This window comes from Microvirga sp. jy35, from assembly GCF_056148915.1.
The window spans coordinates 1-16,210 of the sequence record NZ_JBWBEW010000016.1; the positions used below are offsets into that span (position 1 = coordinate 1).

Below are 16,210 nucleotides of genomic sequence, written 5' to 3' on the forward strand. Positions count from 1 at the left end.
GCCGAGGGGGCGTCCTCGTCCGTGGTCACGCTGTTGGTGGTCGCCGCCACCACCGGGTCGTTGACCGGGGTGACGTTCACCGACACGACCTGCTCGACCGTGCTGCCGTTGCCGTCAGAGATGGCGATCGTGAACGAGTCCGTGCCGGTGGCGTTGGCGTTCGGCGTATAGGTGAACTTGCCGTCCGCGAAGCTGACCGCACCCTTGGCAGGCTCAGCGCCCACCTTGACGCTGTAGCTCAGCGCGTCGCCGTCGGCATCCGTGGCCCCGATCGCAACCGCCGCCGAGGGGGCGTCCTCGTCCGTGGTCACGCTGTTGGTGGTCGCCGCCACCACCGGGTCGTTGACCGGGGTGACGTTGAAGCTCCGTGTGACCGGCGTGGATCCGCCCTTATTATCGATCACGTTGTAGCTGAGATTGACCGTGCCGTTGAAGTTCGCGTTCGGCGTGAAGGTCCACGTCTTAGTCGTGGCATTGTAAGTACCGAGCGTTCCGTTCGTGGCCTGAAGGTTGGCTACCGAGAGGGAGTCGGCGTCTACGTCCGTAAAGCCGGCCAGAAGGGTAGTCGCACTAATGGTGTAGGCAGTGTCCTCCGTGCCTGCCGCGAGCGTGCCCGTCGCCGGGCCGGTCGGTGCATCATTGACGGGCGTTACGCTAACGGTAACTGATTGAGTGGCGCCATTGGAACGATCCGTGGCTTTAATCTCAATGACACGGCTAGTATTTGCGGGCGCGTCGCTTGTATTGTTGTAAATCACCTCCCGGAGGAGATCTCGCCAGACTGCGTCAGTTTCGTTATCACCGGTCAACGTAAGTACACCGGCCGTGAAAGAAACAGTGATCCCGTTAGCGTTTGCAATTGATTGACCGGTGCTGGTGAGATACACCGACTCAGTACTGCTAAATCCGGTTGGCAGAGTTATTGTTATGACATCTGCCTGAACGGGGCCGGATCCGGTAGAGCTAAGGGTCGCTTCGGGAATAAGCCGAAGTGGAACCTGCTCCGTGAAAGAGGCGGTGGCGTTTCTACCAGTGGCCGAGCCGTTAAGGTCCAAATTCAGTGACATCTCTACACCTATTCTCTAGACGCAGCCGCTCGACCGCGCCGGGCCTGATAGCCCGTCGGAAATCTCGTGATGGTTTGCTGGCTTAGCTGAAGCCTCGTTCCTGGTGACCACAGCCTTAGGCTTCTGAGTCCGCTCGTGAGCGGTCCGCCCTATCTCCACAACCGACGCTAGGTTCTTGCCTGAAATCTCACAGAGCATCCATATGTCTGAAGTTAGACCCGGATGGTTTGTGCTTAACCGCTCGACATGGATCCTCGACCTGAATACGCCCGGCGTCGCAAGGCCGGCTAGAGGCTGGTGGACGACCAGATTAGCCCCAATTGCATAAAATATTTTAATAACGTTACGTTAAGTTCGGGAGGACCACCTTCACGACTTGGGACAGGTGCAAGGCGCTGTCCGCCGGGCCATGCCGCACCGCGCTCTGCTGCGCCTTGGAACTCACCGAAGAGGAGCTGATCCGACCAGGAGATGTGCCGCGATTTAAATTGCCGGGGATCCGTAACGGGCTCAAGAGCTACGAGGTTTGCCGAGGCCCTGCGGCGAGCGATGGCGGAGAAGGATCTTCGGCCAGCGAATCTGCTGTGTCGGATAGCGGAGCACCTGCCGGCCGACACCCGTAGATGCCCGGTACGATGCCTACTTTCACAGCGCGTTACTCGCCGGTTGGCAGGCTCCGCTGGTATTTATGCGAGCCGTGGCGGGGCTCGCACAGCCTTACTCTACTGACATCCGGTACTGCACTAGGTCTACTGCACTAGGTCGTGCTTGTTCGGGGAGTGCAGTTCGTCAGGTAGGATGCCCTGTTTCTGACGCCCGCATTTCCCACCAGTTCGGCCGTACACGGATCTCCTTGCAGCTGCACCTTGAGGAGCGGTGCTTCAGGGCAGCGCCCGGGACCAGGAAGTCGCCGGACCAACGTTTGACGTTGATCACCGCCAGCGGCTGCGGCAGACCGCCTCGCGAAACTTGGAGGGCGGCTCACCTGATTCCGAGAGGGTATCCGGCGGACATGAAAATGGAAGACTTAAAGAGATAGGAGTAAACTGGTTCTTTCGCGACGGACGGTAATTGAGTTGCAGCTCGGGGCAACGGACAACGCAGAAGCCTTCTGCACGTCCTAAGCGTCCCTAGCGCTATCGTGGAGAAGGACGAAAGAGTCACCTCTTGGTGCGAAAAAGCAAGCCACGATCCTGCTGTGAGCGATGGTGGAGACGGACAGATTTGACTTTGAATTGTTCTCGAAAGTCTCGGTGTTTTCAGGTCCCCGCAACCAAACACACAACACAAGCCCTCGACTGGTCACACCAGCGAGGGCTTCTTGCTGTCCGATGCCCAATGATATGCTTGGTGAAAACGCCCAGCCATGGGCGAGTGGTGCTCTCGGGCATCGTGTCATGGCAGCTGTCGCCGGGCGTAGACGAAGACGGAATTCCCGTTAGAGTGGAGCGGAACCGTACCACAAGCGGTCCATCCTTCACGAGGGGAGTATCAGATCATGACGATGACGCGTCGCGACTTGGCCAAAATCGGCCTCGGCCTAGGTGCCGCAACAGCTCTCGGCCGAGGCGCTTTCGCGCAGGCGCCAGCCTTCTTCCGCATCGGAACCGGTGGAACGGCCGGCACGTACTATCCGATCGGCGGACTCATTGCGAATGCCGTGTCGAATCCGCCACGGCTCGTTCTGACGGCCCAAGCTTCCAACGGCTCAGTGGCCAATGTGAACTCCATCGCGTCGGGTGCTCTCGAATCCGGCTTCAGCCAGGCGGACGTGGCCTATTGGGCCTACACGGGAACGGGCCTGTTCGAGGGTAAGGGCAAGACGGAGGATCTGCGCCTTCTCGCCAATCTCTATCCGGAGAGCATTCACCTCGTCGCGGCAAAGTCCGCCAACATCAAGTCTGTCGCCGACCTCAAGGGCAAGCGCGTCTCGCTCGACGAGCCGGGCTCCGGCACACTGGTGGACGCTCGCATCATCCTGTCCGGCTGGGGGCTCAAGGAGGCGGACGTGAAGGCCGACTTCCTGAAGCCCAATCAGGCGGCCGAGCGCATGCGCGACGGCGGACTGGATGCCTTCTTCTTCGTGGGCGGCTATCCCACGAGCGCCATCACGGAACTCGCCGCTACGGGTGGGGGCGTTGAGATCGTGCCTCTGTCCGGTGCCGAAGCTGACGCCATCAGGAAACAGTACAGCTTCTTTGCCGCCGACGAGATCCCGGCCGGCACCTACAAGGATGTGGGGGCGGTAAAGACGCTCGCGGTCGGCGCTCAGTGGGTCACCTCCGCCAAGGTGCCGGAGGCGGTCGTCTACGATGTCGTAAAGGGCCTCTGGAGCGACAAGACCCGGGCGGCGCTCGATGCCGGCCACGCCAAGGGCAAGCTGATCCGCAAGGAAAGCGCGCTCGCCGGCGCCGGCATCCCGGTCCATCCGGGCGCAGAACGCTTCTACAAGGAAGCGGGTCTCCTCAAGAGCTGATCGACGCCAGCCTTAGGTCCAGCCTCCCGCGTCAGCCGCCGCGGGAGGCGCTTTGTTTCTTCTCCGCGAGAATGCCATGACCGTCGCCGATTCCCATGTGATCATCGAGAGCCGCAGCCTCGAGGAGAAGTTCGATCCCGAGATGCGCTTCCGCCCCCTGCCGGCAGGAACCGCATGGCTGGTGGCTGGCCTGCTTCTCGCCCTCTCGTTCTTCCACTACTACACCGCAGGCTTCGGATTGCTGCGGGAGGCGACGCACCGCGGCATCCACATGGCCTTCGTGCTCGGGCTGATCTTCCTGGTCTTCTCGGCTTCAAAGAAGGATTATGAGCAGATCGCCCCATCGAACTGGTGGCGCCCGGGCAGCATCTCGCTGATCGACTGGGCTCTGGCCATCGCGGCCGCCGTCGTCAGCCTCTACGTGCCGTGGATCTTCAACGAGCTGGCTTTCAGGGTCGGCAATCCCTCGACGACGGACGTGATCATGGGCACGGTCCTGATCGCCGTCCTGCTGGAGGCGACCCGCCGCTCCGTCGGTTGGCCGCTGCCCGTCATCTCGATCGGCGTGATGCTCTATGCCTATTTCGGCCCTTCCATGCCGGGCATTCTCCAACATCCCGGCGCTTCCTGGTCCAACATCGTCAACCACCTTTATCTCACGAGCCAGGGGATCTACGGCATCGCCCTGGGAGTCGTTGCCACCTACGTCTTCCACTACGTGCTCTTCGGCGTGCTCGCGACGCGCGTAGGCCTGGGCAAACTGTTCATCGATCTCGCCACCGTCGTCGCGGGGCGCTATGCGGGCGGGCCGGCGAAGGTCTCGATCTTCGGCTCCGCCCTGTTCGGGATGATCTCCGGCTCCTCCATCGCCAACACTGTCACGGTGGGGTCCCTGACGATCCCGGCCATGATCCGGGTGGGCTATCAGCGCCACTTCGCGGCAGCCGTCGAATCGGCTGCGTCGACCGGTGGCCAGATCACGCCGCCGATCATGGGGGCCGCGGCCTTCCTCATGGTCGAGTTCCTGAACCTGTCCTATCAGACGATCATCCTGGCGGCGATCGTGCCGGCCTGCATGCACTTCTTCGGCGTGTTCATGCAGGTCCACCTCGAGGCCAAGCGCGCCGGCCTGAAGGGTTTGCCGGCGGAGGAACTGCCGAAGGCCGCCAAGGTCATCCGTGAGGGATGGCAGACGATCATGCCGCTCGCGGTTCTGCTGATCGTGCTGTTCTCAGGCTTCACGCCTTATCTGGCGGCCTTCTGGGGCATCACCGCCTGCCTGGTCGTCGGGGCCTCGCGGGTGCCCGTCATCACCCTCGGCTTCCTTGCCGCGGTCATTGCGGGCATTGCCGCTGGGGTGCTCACCCAGCTCGTCTTCGTCGGGCCCGTGCTCGCTTTCGTCCTAGGTCTCCTGATCTATACCTACCTCAGGAGCGAGGCCGGCAAGGCGGTGGTGTTCGATCTCATCGACGCTTTCGTGGTCGGGGCCAAATACGCCATCGGCGTCGGCGCGGCGGCGGCCACCGTCGGCATCATCGTCGGCATCGTCACGCTCACGGGCGTAGGCTTCAAGATTTCCTTCATCGTCACGTCGTTCGCAGCGCAATTGGCGCAGGGCTTCATGGATCTCATCCCTGCGGGTCTTGCCGACCTGAACGCCATGACCCTGTTCTTCACCCTGCTGATGACGGCCGTGGTCTGCATCCTGCTGGGCTGCGGCGTGCCGACGACGGCGAACTACATCATCATGGTGACCGTCGCGGCGCCGGCGCTCGGCCTTCTCGGGGTCCAGCCGCTCGTGGCCCATTTCTTCGTCTTCTATTATGGCGTGCTCGCCGACATCACGCCCCCTGTGGCGCTGGCGGCCTATGCGGGCGCCAGCATGGCAGGCGCCGACCCTTTCAGGACCGGCAACACGGCCTTCCGCCTTGGCCTCGGCAAGGTGCTGGTGCCGTTCGTCTTCGTCTATGGACCGGCCATGCTCATCGTCACGCCAGAGTTCACCTGGCCCAGCTTCTTTTTCGTGGTCGGCGGCGCCGTCATCGGCATCATGTTCCTGTCTGCGGCCTTCGCCGGCTATGGCTTGACCGTGATGCGGGCATGGGAACGCTGGCTCATCGGCTTGGCGGCCCTGCCCATCATCGCACCCGATCCGGAGACAACCCTGATCGGCCTTGCCCTGGCAGCTCCAGTCGCCGTGTCCCAGGTTCTCAAGGCTCGAACTGCCATGGTGCCGAAGCCGGCCTGAAGGCGGGGCCATTGCTGCACGGTCTACGCTCGATAGCCTGAACCATTCGGCGGCGCTCCCGTTGTTCTTGGCTTTAGTTCAAAGACGACAGGAGAGCCGAATGGTCGATTACCGGAAGCTGTTGGATGCATTCATCGGAGCCATCGGCCGTCCCGATCAGCAGAATCCGGGCCAGCCGGTCCAAGGAGGCGTGCGGCAGCAGGTCGAGAGGGGCGTGACCCAGGTCACCGGTCAGTCGCCCGATCAACTCCTGCAGAAGGCCAAGGACTTTGCCACCCAGCACCCCGGCGTGACCCAGACGGCCCTCATCGGCTTGGCCGGCCTGCTGTTCAGAGGGCGCAAGAAGAGCAAGCTGACCGGAAATCTGGTCAAGCTCGGCGGCCTCGCGGTGATCGGGGGACTGGCCTACAAGGCTTACCAGAACCAGCAATCGGCCAAAGGCATCGCCGGCGGGGCAGGCGAGACACCTGTTCCGACCATAGGCGGGTCTCAGGCTGCTGCAGCCGAAAGTCCCGCAGCAGGGCCTGACGAAGCGGTTGTGCAATCGGCCCTCAGCGTGCCGGAGACCTCGCGCTTCCACCCGGTGTCCCAGACGGAGGACGATGCGCTCCTCTTCCTGCGCACCATGGTGGCGGCTGCGGCGGCCGACGGGCAGATCGACGAGGCGGAGCGGTCGCGAATCACCAAGGGGCTGACCGAGGCCGGCATCGACCCGGATGCCACCCGCTGGCTCGAGACCGAGATGGCTTCGCCTGCGGATGTGGAGGAGCTTGCCGCCAGCGTGAACGATCCGGAAAAGGCCGCTCAGGTCTATTCAGCCGCCCGCGTCGCCATCGATCCCGACACGATCCAGGAGCGCGAGTTCCTAAGTCAGCTGGCCGAGGCGCTCGATCTCGACCCGGCCGTCAGGGCGCAGATCGACGATACGGCCGGTGCGCTGAGCTGATGTGCCTCAGAGCGGCGAGGATTTCCCCAAGGGCTTGATGCTCTGGTACTTCATGGTGGTTTGTGCCCCGCCTCTTTCCTCGTAGCGCTTGGCCAGAATGAAGCCGAGCTCAGGCGAGTAGAGATCCGTGTGCTCGGACATGACCTTGCCTGTCGCGTTCAGAAAGCGGTTGCGAACGATCAGGACATTGTAGGAGCAGGTGCCGAGCTGCATCTGCTCCTGCCCTGTGACCGTCAGCTCAAGCGAGATCAGGGCTCCCACCTTGTCGGGCTGAGCCGGCGCATAGGTGAGGGCGCGGCGGGCTTTCGGCTCCAGGGGGAAGACGGTACGCAGGTCCGAGACAGGGATGTTGATGCTGCGGGCCGTGTCGTCGAAGCGGCTGATGGGGAAGAAGCCTCGGTAATAGATCACATTCTGTGTCTTCCCACCGGGATAGGAATTCACCACGTGAACGAAGTTATCGGACGAGGGCCGGACTTCGGCTCTCGTGCCCTGGCGCTCCAGGACAAAGCCGAGCTTCGCCGTCTGAGCGCTTGGACAGTCATCGGCATAGGCCGGAACAGCAAGCTTGGCCGAAATGATCAGGAGAAGAGCAGGTCGAAGCATCGTTTCTTCATGGAGCAGGGTAGGGGCTCCAACGCGCGAAGCCGTCATGACGTGCAATAGCATAACAAGTGACTGCCTGCCAGGAGGGAGGGCAGGGCCTCCTGAGAAGGCTTGACGGGAAGTTTCACGGTAGGCGACGACGACTTTCGTCAAAGGGATGGTTGATCTCCGCCTCCGCTCCAGATCAAATACCTGCCAATTCGGTCACCGATGTCCAAAAGGAAATGAAGAATGGCTGAGAGGCCTCACCGTCGCACTCCCGATCAGCTTCGCTCGCGGCTCTGGTTCGACAATCCGGACAATCCGGGCATGACGGCGCTCTACCTTGAGCGCTACCTGAACTTCGGCCTCACGGGCAAGGAACTGCAGGGCAAGAAGCCGATCATCGGCATCGCCCAGACGGGATCCGATCTGTCGCCGTGCAACCGGCACCATCTGGAGCTGGCCAAGCGCGTGCGTGACGGCATCACGGCGGCCGGCGGCGTGGCCTTCGAGTTCCCGTGCCACCCGATCCAGGAGACCGGCAAGCGCCCGACCGCCTGCCTCGACCGCAATCTCGCCTATCTCTCCCTCGTCGAGGTGCTGTACGGCTATCCGCTCGACGGCGTCGTGCTGCTCACCGGCTGCGACAAGACCATGCCGGCCTGCCTCATGGCGGCCGCCACGGTGAACATTCCGGCGATCTCGCTCAATGTCGGTCCGATGCTGAACGGCTGGCACCAGGGCGAGCGCACCGGCTCCGGCACCATCGTGTGGAAGGCGCGCGAGCGTCACGCGGCAGGCGATATCGATTACCAGCAGTTCATCGACATCGTCGGCTCGTCGGCTCCGTCCGTCGGTCACTGCAACACCATGGGCACGGCCTCGACGATGAACGCCTTGGCCGAGGCGCTCGGCATGGCGCTGCCGGGCTCGGCCGCCGTGCCTGCTCCCTATCGCGAGCGCGGACAGATGGCCTATGAGACGGGCCGCCGCATCGTCGACATGGTGTGGGAGGATCTGAAGCCCTCCGACGTCATGACCCGCGAGGCGTTCGAGAACGTCATCGTGGCCAATGCGGCGATCGGCGGCTCCACCAACGCGCCGATCCACATCAATGCGATCGCCAAGCATATCGGCGTGCCGCTCGATTGCGACGATTGGGAGCGGATCGGCTTCGAGATCCCGCTGCTCGTCAACGTGCAGCCTGCGGGCGAATATCTCGGCGAGGAATATTACCGCGCCGGCGGCCTGCCGGCGGTGCTGGCCGAACTGATCGGCGCAGGAAAGATCCATGAGGACGCGATCACCTGCACCGGCACCACCATCGGCGACAACTGCCGCGGCAAGCATACCTGGGACCACGACGTCATCCGCTCCTACGACAACCCGCTGAAGGAGAAGGCCGGCTTCCTCAATCTGAAGGGCACGCTGTTCGACTCCGCGATCATGAAGACCAGCGTGATCAGCCCCGAATTCCAGGAGCGCTATCTCAACAATCCGGAGGATCCGAACGCCTTCGAGGGACGTGTGGTCGTGTTCGACGGGCCGGAGGATTACCATCACCGCATCGACGATCCGTCGCTCAGCATCGACGAGCACACGATCCTGATCATGCGCGGCGCCGGCCCCATCGGCTATCCGGGCGCGGCCGAAGTGGTGAACATGCAGCCGCCGGGCTCGCTCATCAAACGCGGCGTTCTCTCGCTGCCCTGCATCGGCGACGGCCGCCAGTCCGGCACGTCCGGCACGCCGTCCATCCTCAATGCGTCGCCGGAGGCTGCCGCCGGCGGCGGGCTGGCGCTGCTGCAGTCGGGAGACCGCGTTCGCATCGATCTCAACAAGCGCACGGCCGACATTCTTCTCTCAGCCGAAGAGTTGGAGAAGAGGCGCGCCGATCTCGAGTCCAGAGGCGGCTATGCCTATCCGGCGAGCCAGACTCCGTGGCAGGAGATCCAGCGCTCCATGGTCGATCAGCTCTCGGAGGGCATGACCCTGAAACCCGCCGTGAAGTACCAGAAGGTCGCGCAGACCTTCGGCGTGCCGCGCGACAATCACTAGAGCATCGTGCGGACCCAGCGGGCCACACCAGTGAAAAGTGGTTCCGGTTTTCGCTGGCGCGGCCCGCTGGGTCCGGTCACACGATGCTAGCACTCAAGAGGTAAGCATCGGATTTGATCCCAAAAGTGCAAGTCCACTTTTGGGTCCGATGCTTTAAGCAACGACGGGAGCGAGGGTTCTCATGAACAGGCTTCAAGGAAAGACCGCTCTCGTCACGGCGGCAGGGCAGGGGATCGGACGCGCCATCGCGGAGGCTTTCCTGCGCGAAGGCGCAACAGTCTGGGCGACGGATCTGGACGTGGCGAAGCTGGAAGGCCTCGAGGGCGCCGAAAAGCGCAGGCTCGACGTGCTCTCGAATGCAGGTGTCGAACAGCTCGTCACCGAGGCCGGATCCTTCGACATCCTCGTCAATGCGGCGGGATTCGTGCATCACGGCACCATCCTCGAATGCTCCGACAAGGACTGGGACTTCTCCTTCGACCTGAACGTGCGGTCCATGCACCGCACCATCAAGGCGGTGCTGCCGGGCATGCTGGAGAAGGGCCGCGGATCGATCGTCAACATCGCGTCCGGGGCGTCCTCCGTGCGCGGCATTCCCAACCGCTATGTGTACGGCACGACCAAGGCGGCGGTGATCGGCCTCACCAAGGCCGTGGCGGCCGATTTCATCAAGAGCGGCGTCCGGGCCAATGCGATCTGCCCCGGCACGATCCAGTCGCCCTCGCTCGACGAGCGGATCGCCGCTCAGGCCGAGAGCACCGGCCAGAGCCTGGACGTCGTGCGTCAGGCCTTCGTCGACCGGCAGCCCATGGGCCGGCTCGGCACGGCGGAGGAGGTGGCGGCGCTCGCCGTGTATCTCGCGTCGGACGAGGCGAGCTACACGACCGGGCATATCCACCTGGTCGATGGTGGGTTTGCGCTTTAACCCTGCTGAGTTCTGCTCTTCACGAGGATGACACCTCCATTGTCATTCCGGGGCGCACCTTCGGTGCGAGCCCGGAATCCATAACCGCTAACCGTCCAGAATGAGGCGTGACGCTCCTCGCACTTCCTGAAGCGTCGTGTTTATAGATTCCGGGCTCCGCTGCGCGGCCCCGGAATGACAGCGGATAAATTGTAGAAAGCCATGCATGCGCGGCGGGCTTAAACCTGTCACCCCTTATAAGGCGTCTCCGGCACCGGAGTCAGCGGTCCCTTGCCCTCGACCCACGAGACGATGTTGTCGGCCACGAGCTTGCCCATGGCGTTGCGGGTGTGGACCGAGGCGGAGGCGATGTGGGGCAGGAGCACCACGTGCTCCATGTCGATCAGCTCCTGCGGCACGCGCGGCTCATCCTCATAGACGTCGAGGCCGGCGCTGAGAATCGTCCCGGACCTGAGCGCCTCGATCAGCGCCTGCTCGTCAACGACGGTGCCGCGCGCCACGTTGATCAGCACGCCGTTGGGGCCAAGAGCCTTCAGCACATCCGCATTGATCAGATGGCGCGTCGCGGCCCCGCCGGGCGTGATGACGATGAGCACGTCGCAGGCCTCCGCGAGGCCGGTGACCGTCGGATGATAGGGATAGGCCACATCGTCCTGCTGCGTGCGCCCGTGATAGGCGATGCTCACATCAAAGCCCGCGAGACGTCGTGCGATGGCCTTGCCGATGCGCCCGAGGCCGACGATGCCGACCTTCCGCTCGCGCAGGGTTGTCGAGAGCGGGAAGGGCGCTTTCAGCCATTGCCCTTCGCGTAAGTAACGGTCGGCCTGCGGGATCTTGCGCAGGGTCGCAAGCAGCAGGCCGAGGGTGAGGTCGGCCACCTCGTCGTCGAGCACGCCGGGCGTGTTGGTGACCACGATGCCGCGCCGGGCTGCTTCCGCCGCATCCACGTTGTCGTAGCCGACGCCGAAGCTCGAGATGATCTCGACATTCGGCAGTTTCTCGAACAGGGAAGCCTCGAGGCGGCCATAGAGGGTGCTGGTGGCAACGCCGCGGATGCGCAGCCCGACCTCCTTCAGGAACGCCTCCTGATCCGGCTGCTCCCACAGGCGGTGAAGCGTGCAGGCTTTCTCCAGCGTTTCGATGACGATCGGCATCATCGGAGCGGTCATCAGGATGTCGGTGCGGCTCATGGGGTTTCCTGTTGTCGTCTGTGATCAGGGAATGGCGCAGCGCGCGGGGGCGCCACGGCGCATCGCCTCGTCGATGGCCTTGGCCTGCTGCTGGAGCGCGGTCTTCACATCCTGGGGCAGGTCGAGCCAATGGCAACCGCGTAGGGACGCTTCCAGGGCGTAGAGAGCGTTGAGGTTGACCTGGCGGGGCAGCATGAACTTGAGGCGCCGATAGGCTTCGACGGCGCCGATGGAGCGAAGCTCGCCCTCCGTCCGGATTCCGGCTTCCCTTAGCCAGCCCTGGGTGACGGGACCGATCCCGGGCAGGGTGTCGACGGGGGCATCGCTCATGAGAACCTCTACGGCCTGGTGTGCTTCGCGCGTTCGCGGGAGAGCAAGTAGAGCCCCGATGCGATCACGATGCCAGCCCCGACGAAGGTCCAAGAATCGGGCCAGTCGCCGAACAATATGTAGCCCAGCGCGAGCATCCAGATGATCTGGCTGTAGATGAAGGGCGCCAGGATCGCCGCCGGGGCCCGGGCGTGGGCAAGAACGAGGAGCCAGTGCCCGAAGGCGCCGTAGAACCCCGTAGTGACGAGCAGAAGCCACGTGAGAGGCGAGGAGGGCGTGGTCCAGACCCAGGGCAGAACCGGTGTCACGAGCACGATGCCAGCGAGGCTCGAATAGAGGGTCGTGGTCGCAATCGAATCGCTCGACGCGAGCATCCTGGTCACGATGTTGTAGAAGGCATAGGCCACGGAGCCGGCGAGCGACAGCAGGGCCGCGGGATGCATGGTGCCGAGCCCTGGCCGGGTGATGACGAGAATGCCCACGAATCCGACCCCAATGGCGGTCAGACGCTGCCATCCGATGCGCTCTCCCAGAATGGGATTGGCCAAAAGGGCCACCAGCAGAGGCGTCGCGAAGATGATGGACTGGGTCTCGACCAGCTGCAGATATTTCAGGGCGAAGAAGTTGCAGAGGGTCGAGGCGAGGAGCAGGAAGGAACGGAGGATCTGGAGGGGGAGCCGGCGGGTTCTGAGCGCTCCCGGCTGGGTTCGCGGGTTGATGACGAGAAAGGTGAGCACGGCCGCCGACATGTAGCGCGCCCAGACCGTCACCATGGGGTCGACGGATTGGTTCACCCACTTGGCCGTGGCATCGAGACAGGAGAAGCAGAACAGCGCCGCGCACATGAGGGCGATGCCGATCATGCGGTTCTGGCGCTGGGACACTGGCTTGGATCGGGACGCGGAGACGGTATCGGCCATCAGGGGATGCTAGCGGCAGATTCATCCCGATGCGAATACCTGCAGCGCACGTCCCTCGTGCGCCGCAGACAGGGGTGGCAGGTGTCTCGTCAGGCCGTTGCGGCGAGCTCCGGCTCGGCGGCTTCCAGACTTTCGATCTCGTCATCGGGCTCGAACCCGGTCTGGTCGGCTCCCGTGAGGCCGGCGAGGTTCTTGGCAGCCCGGCGCAGGAGCTTGCGCAGGCGCTTGCGGTCCTTGTTGTCGAATCCCTGGAGCAACTCGCCCTCGACCTCGTCCCAGAGGTCGTCGATGGCGGCAGCCTTGCGCTTGCCCTCCTTGGTAAGCTTCACGCGCACGACCCGGGCATCGCCGGGCTCCGTGTGGCGCTCCACCAGCTTGAGGGCGGACAGGCGGGAAACCGTCTTGGACGCCGTCGGGGGGCGCACCCGCAGGATCGCCGCCAATTCGCCCATGGTCATGGGACCGGACGTGCCCAGCGCCTGGAGCACCTGTTCCTGACCGGCGAAGAGGCCGAGTTCGGACAGCTTGTCGCCCGTGCGGCTTCGATGCAGGCGCGAGGCTTGAACCAGAGCCCATCCGACGCTCTTGATGCCTGGATGCTTGTTGTCGGTATCCATGGTTCCTCGCTGCTCGAAGCGTTGCCTTCTGTACCATGAACCGGACTCATGACGGTACGATGACAAGCCGGCTCATTGTTCACAGGCTAAGCAAGGATGTTCCTCATCTCTCCTGCGTGAGAGCGCTTTCATGCCAGCGGCGAAGCAGCAGGTGGCTGATGCCCGCGAGCAGGAGATAAAGGGCGATGCCGGTCAGGGCCAGGAGCACGAGGGCCGCAAAGAGGCGCGGAATGTTGAGGCGGTACTGGCTTTCGATGATGCGATAGGCCAGTCCCGAGCCTGCGCCGGCGGAGCCTGCCGCCATCTCGGCCACCACGGCACCGATGAGCGAGAGCCCGCCGGCGATCCTTAAGCCCGCCAGGAAGGCCGGCAGGGCGGCCGGACGGCGCAGATACCACAGGGCCTTGAGCCGGGACCGGAAACGCGCAAGGGGCTTTCGGGACCCGGGAGCGCCATAGAGCGCGAACAGCTCCATCAGGTTGCGGTCCACCGATTGAAGGCCGAGCATCGTGTTCGAGAGAACGGGAAAGAAGGCAACGAGCCAGGCGCAGGTCAGGACCGCCACATCCTGCGGCATGTAGATCAGGAGGAGCGGCGCGATGGCGATGACCGGCGTGACCTGCAGCACGACCGCGAAGGGATAGAGCGAGTACTCGACGATCCGCGACAGGCTTAGGAGGACGGCAAGGAGCACACCGCCGAGCACGGCCAGGATAAGGCCGAGGAGCGTCGTTCCCAGGGTCGTCAGCAGCGACGCGCGCAAGAGCGTCCAGTCGTCGATCATGGTCGTGCCGATCAGGCTCGGGGCCGGCAGGACATAGGGCGGGATGTCGTGCAGGCGCACGGCAGCTTCCCAGCACCCGATCGCCGCCGCAAAGATCAGAAGCGGCAGGATGAGCTTCAAGGGGTTCGAGGATGCGGCCATCACGCTCGCTCCTCCGCATCCTGCTCCAGCAGGATCTGCGAGATGTCTCCGCACAGGGCGGCATAGCGGGGGCTGCTGCGAAAGCTCTTCGCCCGCGGTCCGGGCATTTCGCCGTCAACCTCGGCGACGATGCGGCCGGGGCGGGGTGACATGACGGCGATGCGGCTCGAGAGATAGGCGCTCTCATAGACGGAGTGTGTGACGAACACGATGGTGCAGCCGATCTCGCCCTGCAGCTTGAGGAGATCGTCGTTGAGCCTGAACCGCGTGATCTCGTCGAGTGCCGCGAAGGGCTCGTCCATGAGCAGCAGGCGCGGCTTCAGGGTGAGCGCGCGCGCAATCGACACGCGCATCTTCATGCCGCCCGAAAGCTCGCGCGGATAGGCTTTTGAGAAGTCCTCCATGCCGACGAGGGAGAGGCTCTCGGTGATGCGCTCCTGCGCATCCCGCCGCGACATGCCGCGCAAATGCAGGGGCAGCCAGACATTGCTCGCAACATCGGCCCAGGGCATCAGCGTCGGCTCCTGGAACACGAAGCCGATCTCGCTGCGGTGATCCTCGCGGTCCGAGCCTGGCCAAGCCACCGATCCTGAGGTCGGTTCGGCCAGGCCGGCGACGAGGCGCAGCACCGTCGATTTTCCGCAGCCGGAGGGGCCGAGGAGCGACACGAACTCGCCCATGCGAATGCTGAGATCGAAGCCGGCAAGCGCCGTCACGCCGTTGGCGAAAGCCTTGGTGACGCCATGCAGGGAAACGAGCGTGGATGCGGACGCGTTCATGAGATGCAGCAGCGCCGCGTCAGCCGGCACCGCACTCCTCTACTTTTTCAGGTTCAAGCCCACGCCCTTGTTCACGAACTGGAGCGTATAGGCTTTCCTGTGATCGAGTTCCGGCTTGAACAGACCGGCCTTCACCATCTTGTCGAAGAAATCCTTCATGCGCTGATCCGTCATCGCGCCGATGCCGAGCGTCTGCGCGTCGCCGGAATCGACGATGCCGTGTTCCTTCATCTTGGCATGGGAATAGGCCAGCAGCTCGTCCGTCATCTCCGGGTTGTCGCGCCTGATGAGCTCCTTGGCCTTGGCGTTGTCGCCGTACAGGTAATTGTACCAGCCGATGGTCGAGGCATCGACGAAGCGCTGCACCAGATCGGGGTTCTTCTCCACCACTTCCCGGCGCGTCTCAACGGTGGTGGAATAGGTGCTGAAGCCGTGATCGGCGAGCAGGAACACGTTGGGCTTGAAGCCCGCAGCCTTCTCGATGGTGAGAGGCTCGGAGGTGACATAGCCCTGCTGCACGGCTTGCTTGTTGGCGATGAAGGGAGCGGGGTTGAAGCCGAAGGGCTTCACCTGCTCGTCCCTGAAGCCGTGCTCGGCCTTCATCCACTGGAAGAAGGTGGCGGCCGCATCCTTGGACAGCAGAATGGCGTTGGATGTCTTCAGGCTCTCGAAGGTGTCCAGCCCCTGGCCGGGATGGCTCATGAGCACCTGCGGCTCTTTCTGGAAGTGGGCCGCGACCACGACGGTGGGGATGTCCTTCTCCACGGCCGAGAAGGCCTGGATCATGCTGCCGCCCATGTAGAAGTCGAGCTTGCCGACGGTCATGAGCATACGGTTGCTGGCGCGGGGACCGCCCGGCACGATGGTGACCTTGAGTCCGTATCTCTCGTAAGTCCCGTCGGCGAGGGCCTGGTAGTAGCCGCCGTGCTCGCCCTGTGCGAGCCAGTTGGTGCCGAAGGTCACTTCCGTCAGCGGTTGCTGCGCCAGGGCGCTTCCGCCCAGGCAGGCTGCCAGTGCTCCCGTGATCCAGGCGTTCAGCTTCATCGGCACTCACCTTCCGCCGGGCCAGGTAAACGGCCAGCAGTTCGAGGCACAGCTTCTGCGCGGTTCAGCCGTGCTTGGCAAGGTCTCCTGGCATCCG

The 16,210-nt window shown here is 63.7% G+C and carries 14 protein-coding genes; 5 read left to right on the plus strand and 9 right to left on the minus strand.

What is annotated here, in order from left to right:
* Positions 1-1,067, minus strand: a 1,067-nt coding sequence (locus AC0QTX_RS13695; protein ID WP_474604379.1) for a tandem-95 repeat protein, incomplete at its 3' end; no start/stop codon positions are given.
* A 1,498-nt stretch (positions 1,068-2,565) separates the two neighbouring features.
* Between AC0QTX_RS13695 and AC0QTX_RS13700 the strand changes: the two genes are divergently transcribed.
* From AC0QTX_RS13700 to AC0QTX_RS13710, 3 genes are all read left to right on the plus strand, one after another.
* Positions 2,566-3,543, plus strand: a complete 978-nt coding sequence (locus tag AC0QTX_RS13700) for a TAXI family TRAP transporter solute-binding subunit (RefSeq protein ID WP_474604380.1) — start codon at positions 2,566-2,568, stop codon at positions 3,541-3,543.
* Positions 3,544-3,619: 76 nt separating this feature from the next.
* Entirely contained in the window at positions 3,620-5,791 is a 2,172-nt protein-coding gene (locus tag AC0QTX_RS13705; RefSeq protein WP_474604381.1) for a TRAP transporter permease, read from the plus strand.
* 100 nt (positions 5,792-5,891) lie between these two features.
* Positions 5,892-6,737: a tellurite resistance TerB family protein gene (locus tag AC0QTX_RS13710; protein WP_474604382.1), complete on the plus strand. Its 846-nt coding sequence runs from the start codon at positions 5,892-5,894 to the stop codon at positions 6,735-6,737.
* Positions 6,738-6,743: 6 nt separating this feature from the next.
* On the opposite strand, the gene AC0QTX_RS13715 is transcribed toward AC0QTX_RS13710, so the two are convergent.
* The gene (locus AC0QTX_RS13715) at positions 6,744-7,343 is read right to left on the minus strand and encodes a hypothetical protein (protein WP_474604383.1); all 600 of its coding nucleotides are present in this window, start codon (positions 7,341-7,343) and stop codon (positions 6,744-6,746) included.
* A 231-nt stretch (positions 7,344-7,574) separates the two neighbouring features.
* Here AC0QTX_RS13715 and AC0QTX_RS13720 point away from each other — a divergent pair, with 231 nt between their 5' ends.
* Both AC0QTX_RS13720 and AC0QTX_RS13725 read left to right on the plus strand, forming a co-directional pair.
* A complete protein-coding gene (locus AC0QTX_RS13720) occupies positions 7,575-9,383 on the plus strand; it encodes an IlvD/Edd family dehydratase (RefSeq protein WP_474604384.1) in 1,809 nt (602 codons plus the stop codon).
* Positions 9,384-9,564: 181 nt separating this feature from the next.
* The gene (locus tag AC0QTX_RS13725) at positions 9,565-10,308 is read left to right on the plus strand and encodes an SDR family oxidoreductase (protein ID WP_474604385.1); all 744 of its coding nucleotides are present in this window, start codon (positions 9,565-9,567) and stop codon (positions 10,306-10,308) included.
* Positions 10,309-10,535: 227 nt separating this feature from the next.
* On the opposite strand, the gene AC0QTX_RS13730 is transcribed toward AC0QTX_RS13725, so the two are convergent.
* The 7 genes from AC0QTX_RS13730 to AC0QTX_RS13760 form a co-directional block, all read right to left on the minus strand.
* Positions 10,536-11,498 (minus strand): 2-hydroxyacid dehydrogenase, encoded by a 963-nt coding sequence (locus AC0QTX_RS13730; protein ID WP_474604386.1) that lies wholly within the window; start codon positions 11,496-11,498, stop codon positions 10,536-10,538.
* A 24-nt stretch (positions 11,499-11,522) separates the two neighbouring features.
* The gene (locus AC0QTX_RS13735; protein ID WP_474604387.1) at positions 11,523-11,828 is read right to left on the minus strand and encodes a TfoX/Sxy family protein; all 306 of its coding nucleotides are present in this window, start codon (positions 11,826-11,828) and stop codon (positions 11,523-11,525) included.
* Between the two features lie 8 nt (positions 11,829-11,836).
* Positions 11,837-12,748, minus strand: coding sequence for a DMT family transporter (locus AC0QTX_RS13740; protein WP_474604388.1), 912 nt, complete (start codon positions 12,746-12,748; stop codon positions 11,837-11,839).
* An 89-nt stretch (positions 12,749-12,837) separates the two neighbouring features.
* The gene (locus AC0QTX_RS13745; protein ID WP_474604389.1) at positions 12,838-13,365 is read right to left on the minus strand and encodes a MarR family winged helix-turn-helix transcriptional regulator; all 528 of its coding nucleotides are present in this window, start codon (positions 13,363-13,365) and stop codon (positions 12,838-12,840) included.
* 103 nt (positions 13,366-13,468) lie between these two features.
* Entirely contained in the window at positions 13,469-14,290 is an 822-nt protein-coding gene (locus tag AC0QTX_RS13750) for an ABC transporter permease (RefSeq protein ID WP_474604390.1), read from the minus strand.
* Positions 14,290-15,069: an ABC transporter ATP-binding protein gene (locus tag AC0QTX_RS13755; RefSeq protein WP_474604465.1), complete on the minus strand. Its 780-nt coding sequence runs from the start codon at positions 15,067-15,069 to the stop codon at positions 14,290-14,292. The genes AC0QTX_RS13750 and AC0QTX_RS13755 overlap by 1 nt, the downstream gene beginning before the upstream one ends.
* A gap of 39 nt (positions 15,070-15,108) precedes the next feature.
* A complete protein-coding gene (locus AC0QTX_RS13760; protein ID WP_474604391.1) occupies positions 15,109-16,113 on the minus strand; it encodes an ABC transporter substrate-binding protein in 1,005 nt (334 codons plus the stop codon).
* Positions 16,114-16,210 lie beyond the last annotated feature (97 nt).

Excerpts from the sequence above, each read along its gene's own strand:
- AC0QTX_RS13710 (WP_474604382.1), top strand. The coding sequence starts at position 5,892 with ATGGTCGATTACCGGAAGCTGTTGGATGCATTCATCGGAGCCATCGGC.
- AC0QTX_RS13715 (WP_474604383.1), bottom strand. The coding sequence starts at position 7,343 with ATGCTTCGACCTGCTCTTCTCCTGATCATTTCGGCCAAGCTTGCTGTT.
- AC0QTX_RS13730 (WP_474604386.1), bottom strand. The coding sequence starts at position 11,498 with ATGAGCCGCACCGACATCCTGATGACCGCTCCGATGATGCCGATCGTC.
- AC0QTX_RS13700 (WP_474604380.1), top strand. The coding sequence starts at position 2,566 with ATGACGATGACGCGTCGCGACTTGGCCAAAATCGGCCTCGGCCTAGGT.
- AC0QTX_RS13745 (WP_474604389.1), bottom strand. The coding sequence starts at position 13,365 with ATGGATACCGACAACAAGCATCCAGGCATCAAGAGCGTCGGATGGGCT.
- AC0QTX_RS13740 (WP_474604388.1), bottom strand. The coding sequence starts at position 12,748 with ATGGCCGATACCGTCTCCGCGTCCCGATCCAAGCCAGTGTCCCAGCGC.
- AC0QTX_RS13760 (WP_474604391.1), bottom strand. The coding sequence starts at position 16,113 with ATGAAGCTGAACGCCTGGATCACGGGAGCACTGGCAGCCTGCCTGGGC.
- AC0QTX_RS13705 (WP_474604381.1), top strand. The coding sequence starts at position 3,620 with ATGACCGTCGCCGATTCCCATGTGATCATCGAGAGCCGCAGCCTCGAG.
- AC0QTX_RS13755 (WP_474604465.1), bottom strand. The coding sequence starts at position 15,069 with ATGAACGCGTCCGCATCCACGCTCGTTTCCCTGCATGGCGTCACCAAG.
- AC0QTX_RS13750 (WP_474604390.1), bottom strand. The coding sequence starts at position 14,290 with ATGGCCGCATCCTCGAACCCCTTGAAGCTCATCCTGCCGCTTCTGATC.
- AC0QTX_RS13725 (WP_474604385.1), top strand. The coding sequence starts at position 9,565 with ATGAACAGGCTTCAAGGAAAGACCGCTCTCGTCACGGCGGCAGGGCAG.
- AC0QTX_RS13720 (WP_474604384.1), top strand. The coding sequence starts at position 7,575 with ATGGCTGAGAGGCCTCACCGTCGCACTCCCGATCAGCTTCGCTCGCGG.
- AC0QTX_RS13735 (WP_474604387.1), bottom strand. The coding sequence starts at position 11,828 with ATGAGCGATGCCCCCGTCGACACCCTGCCCGGGATCGGTCCCGTCACC.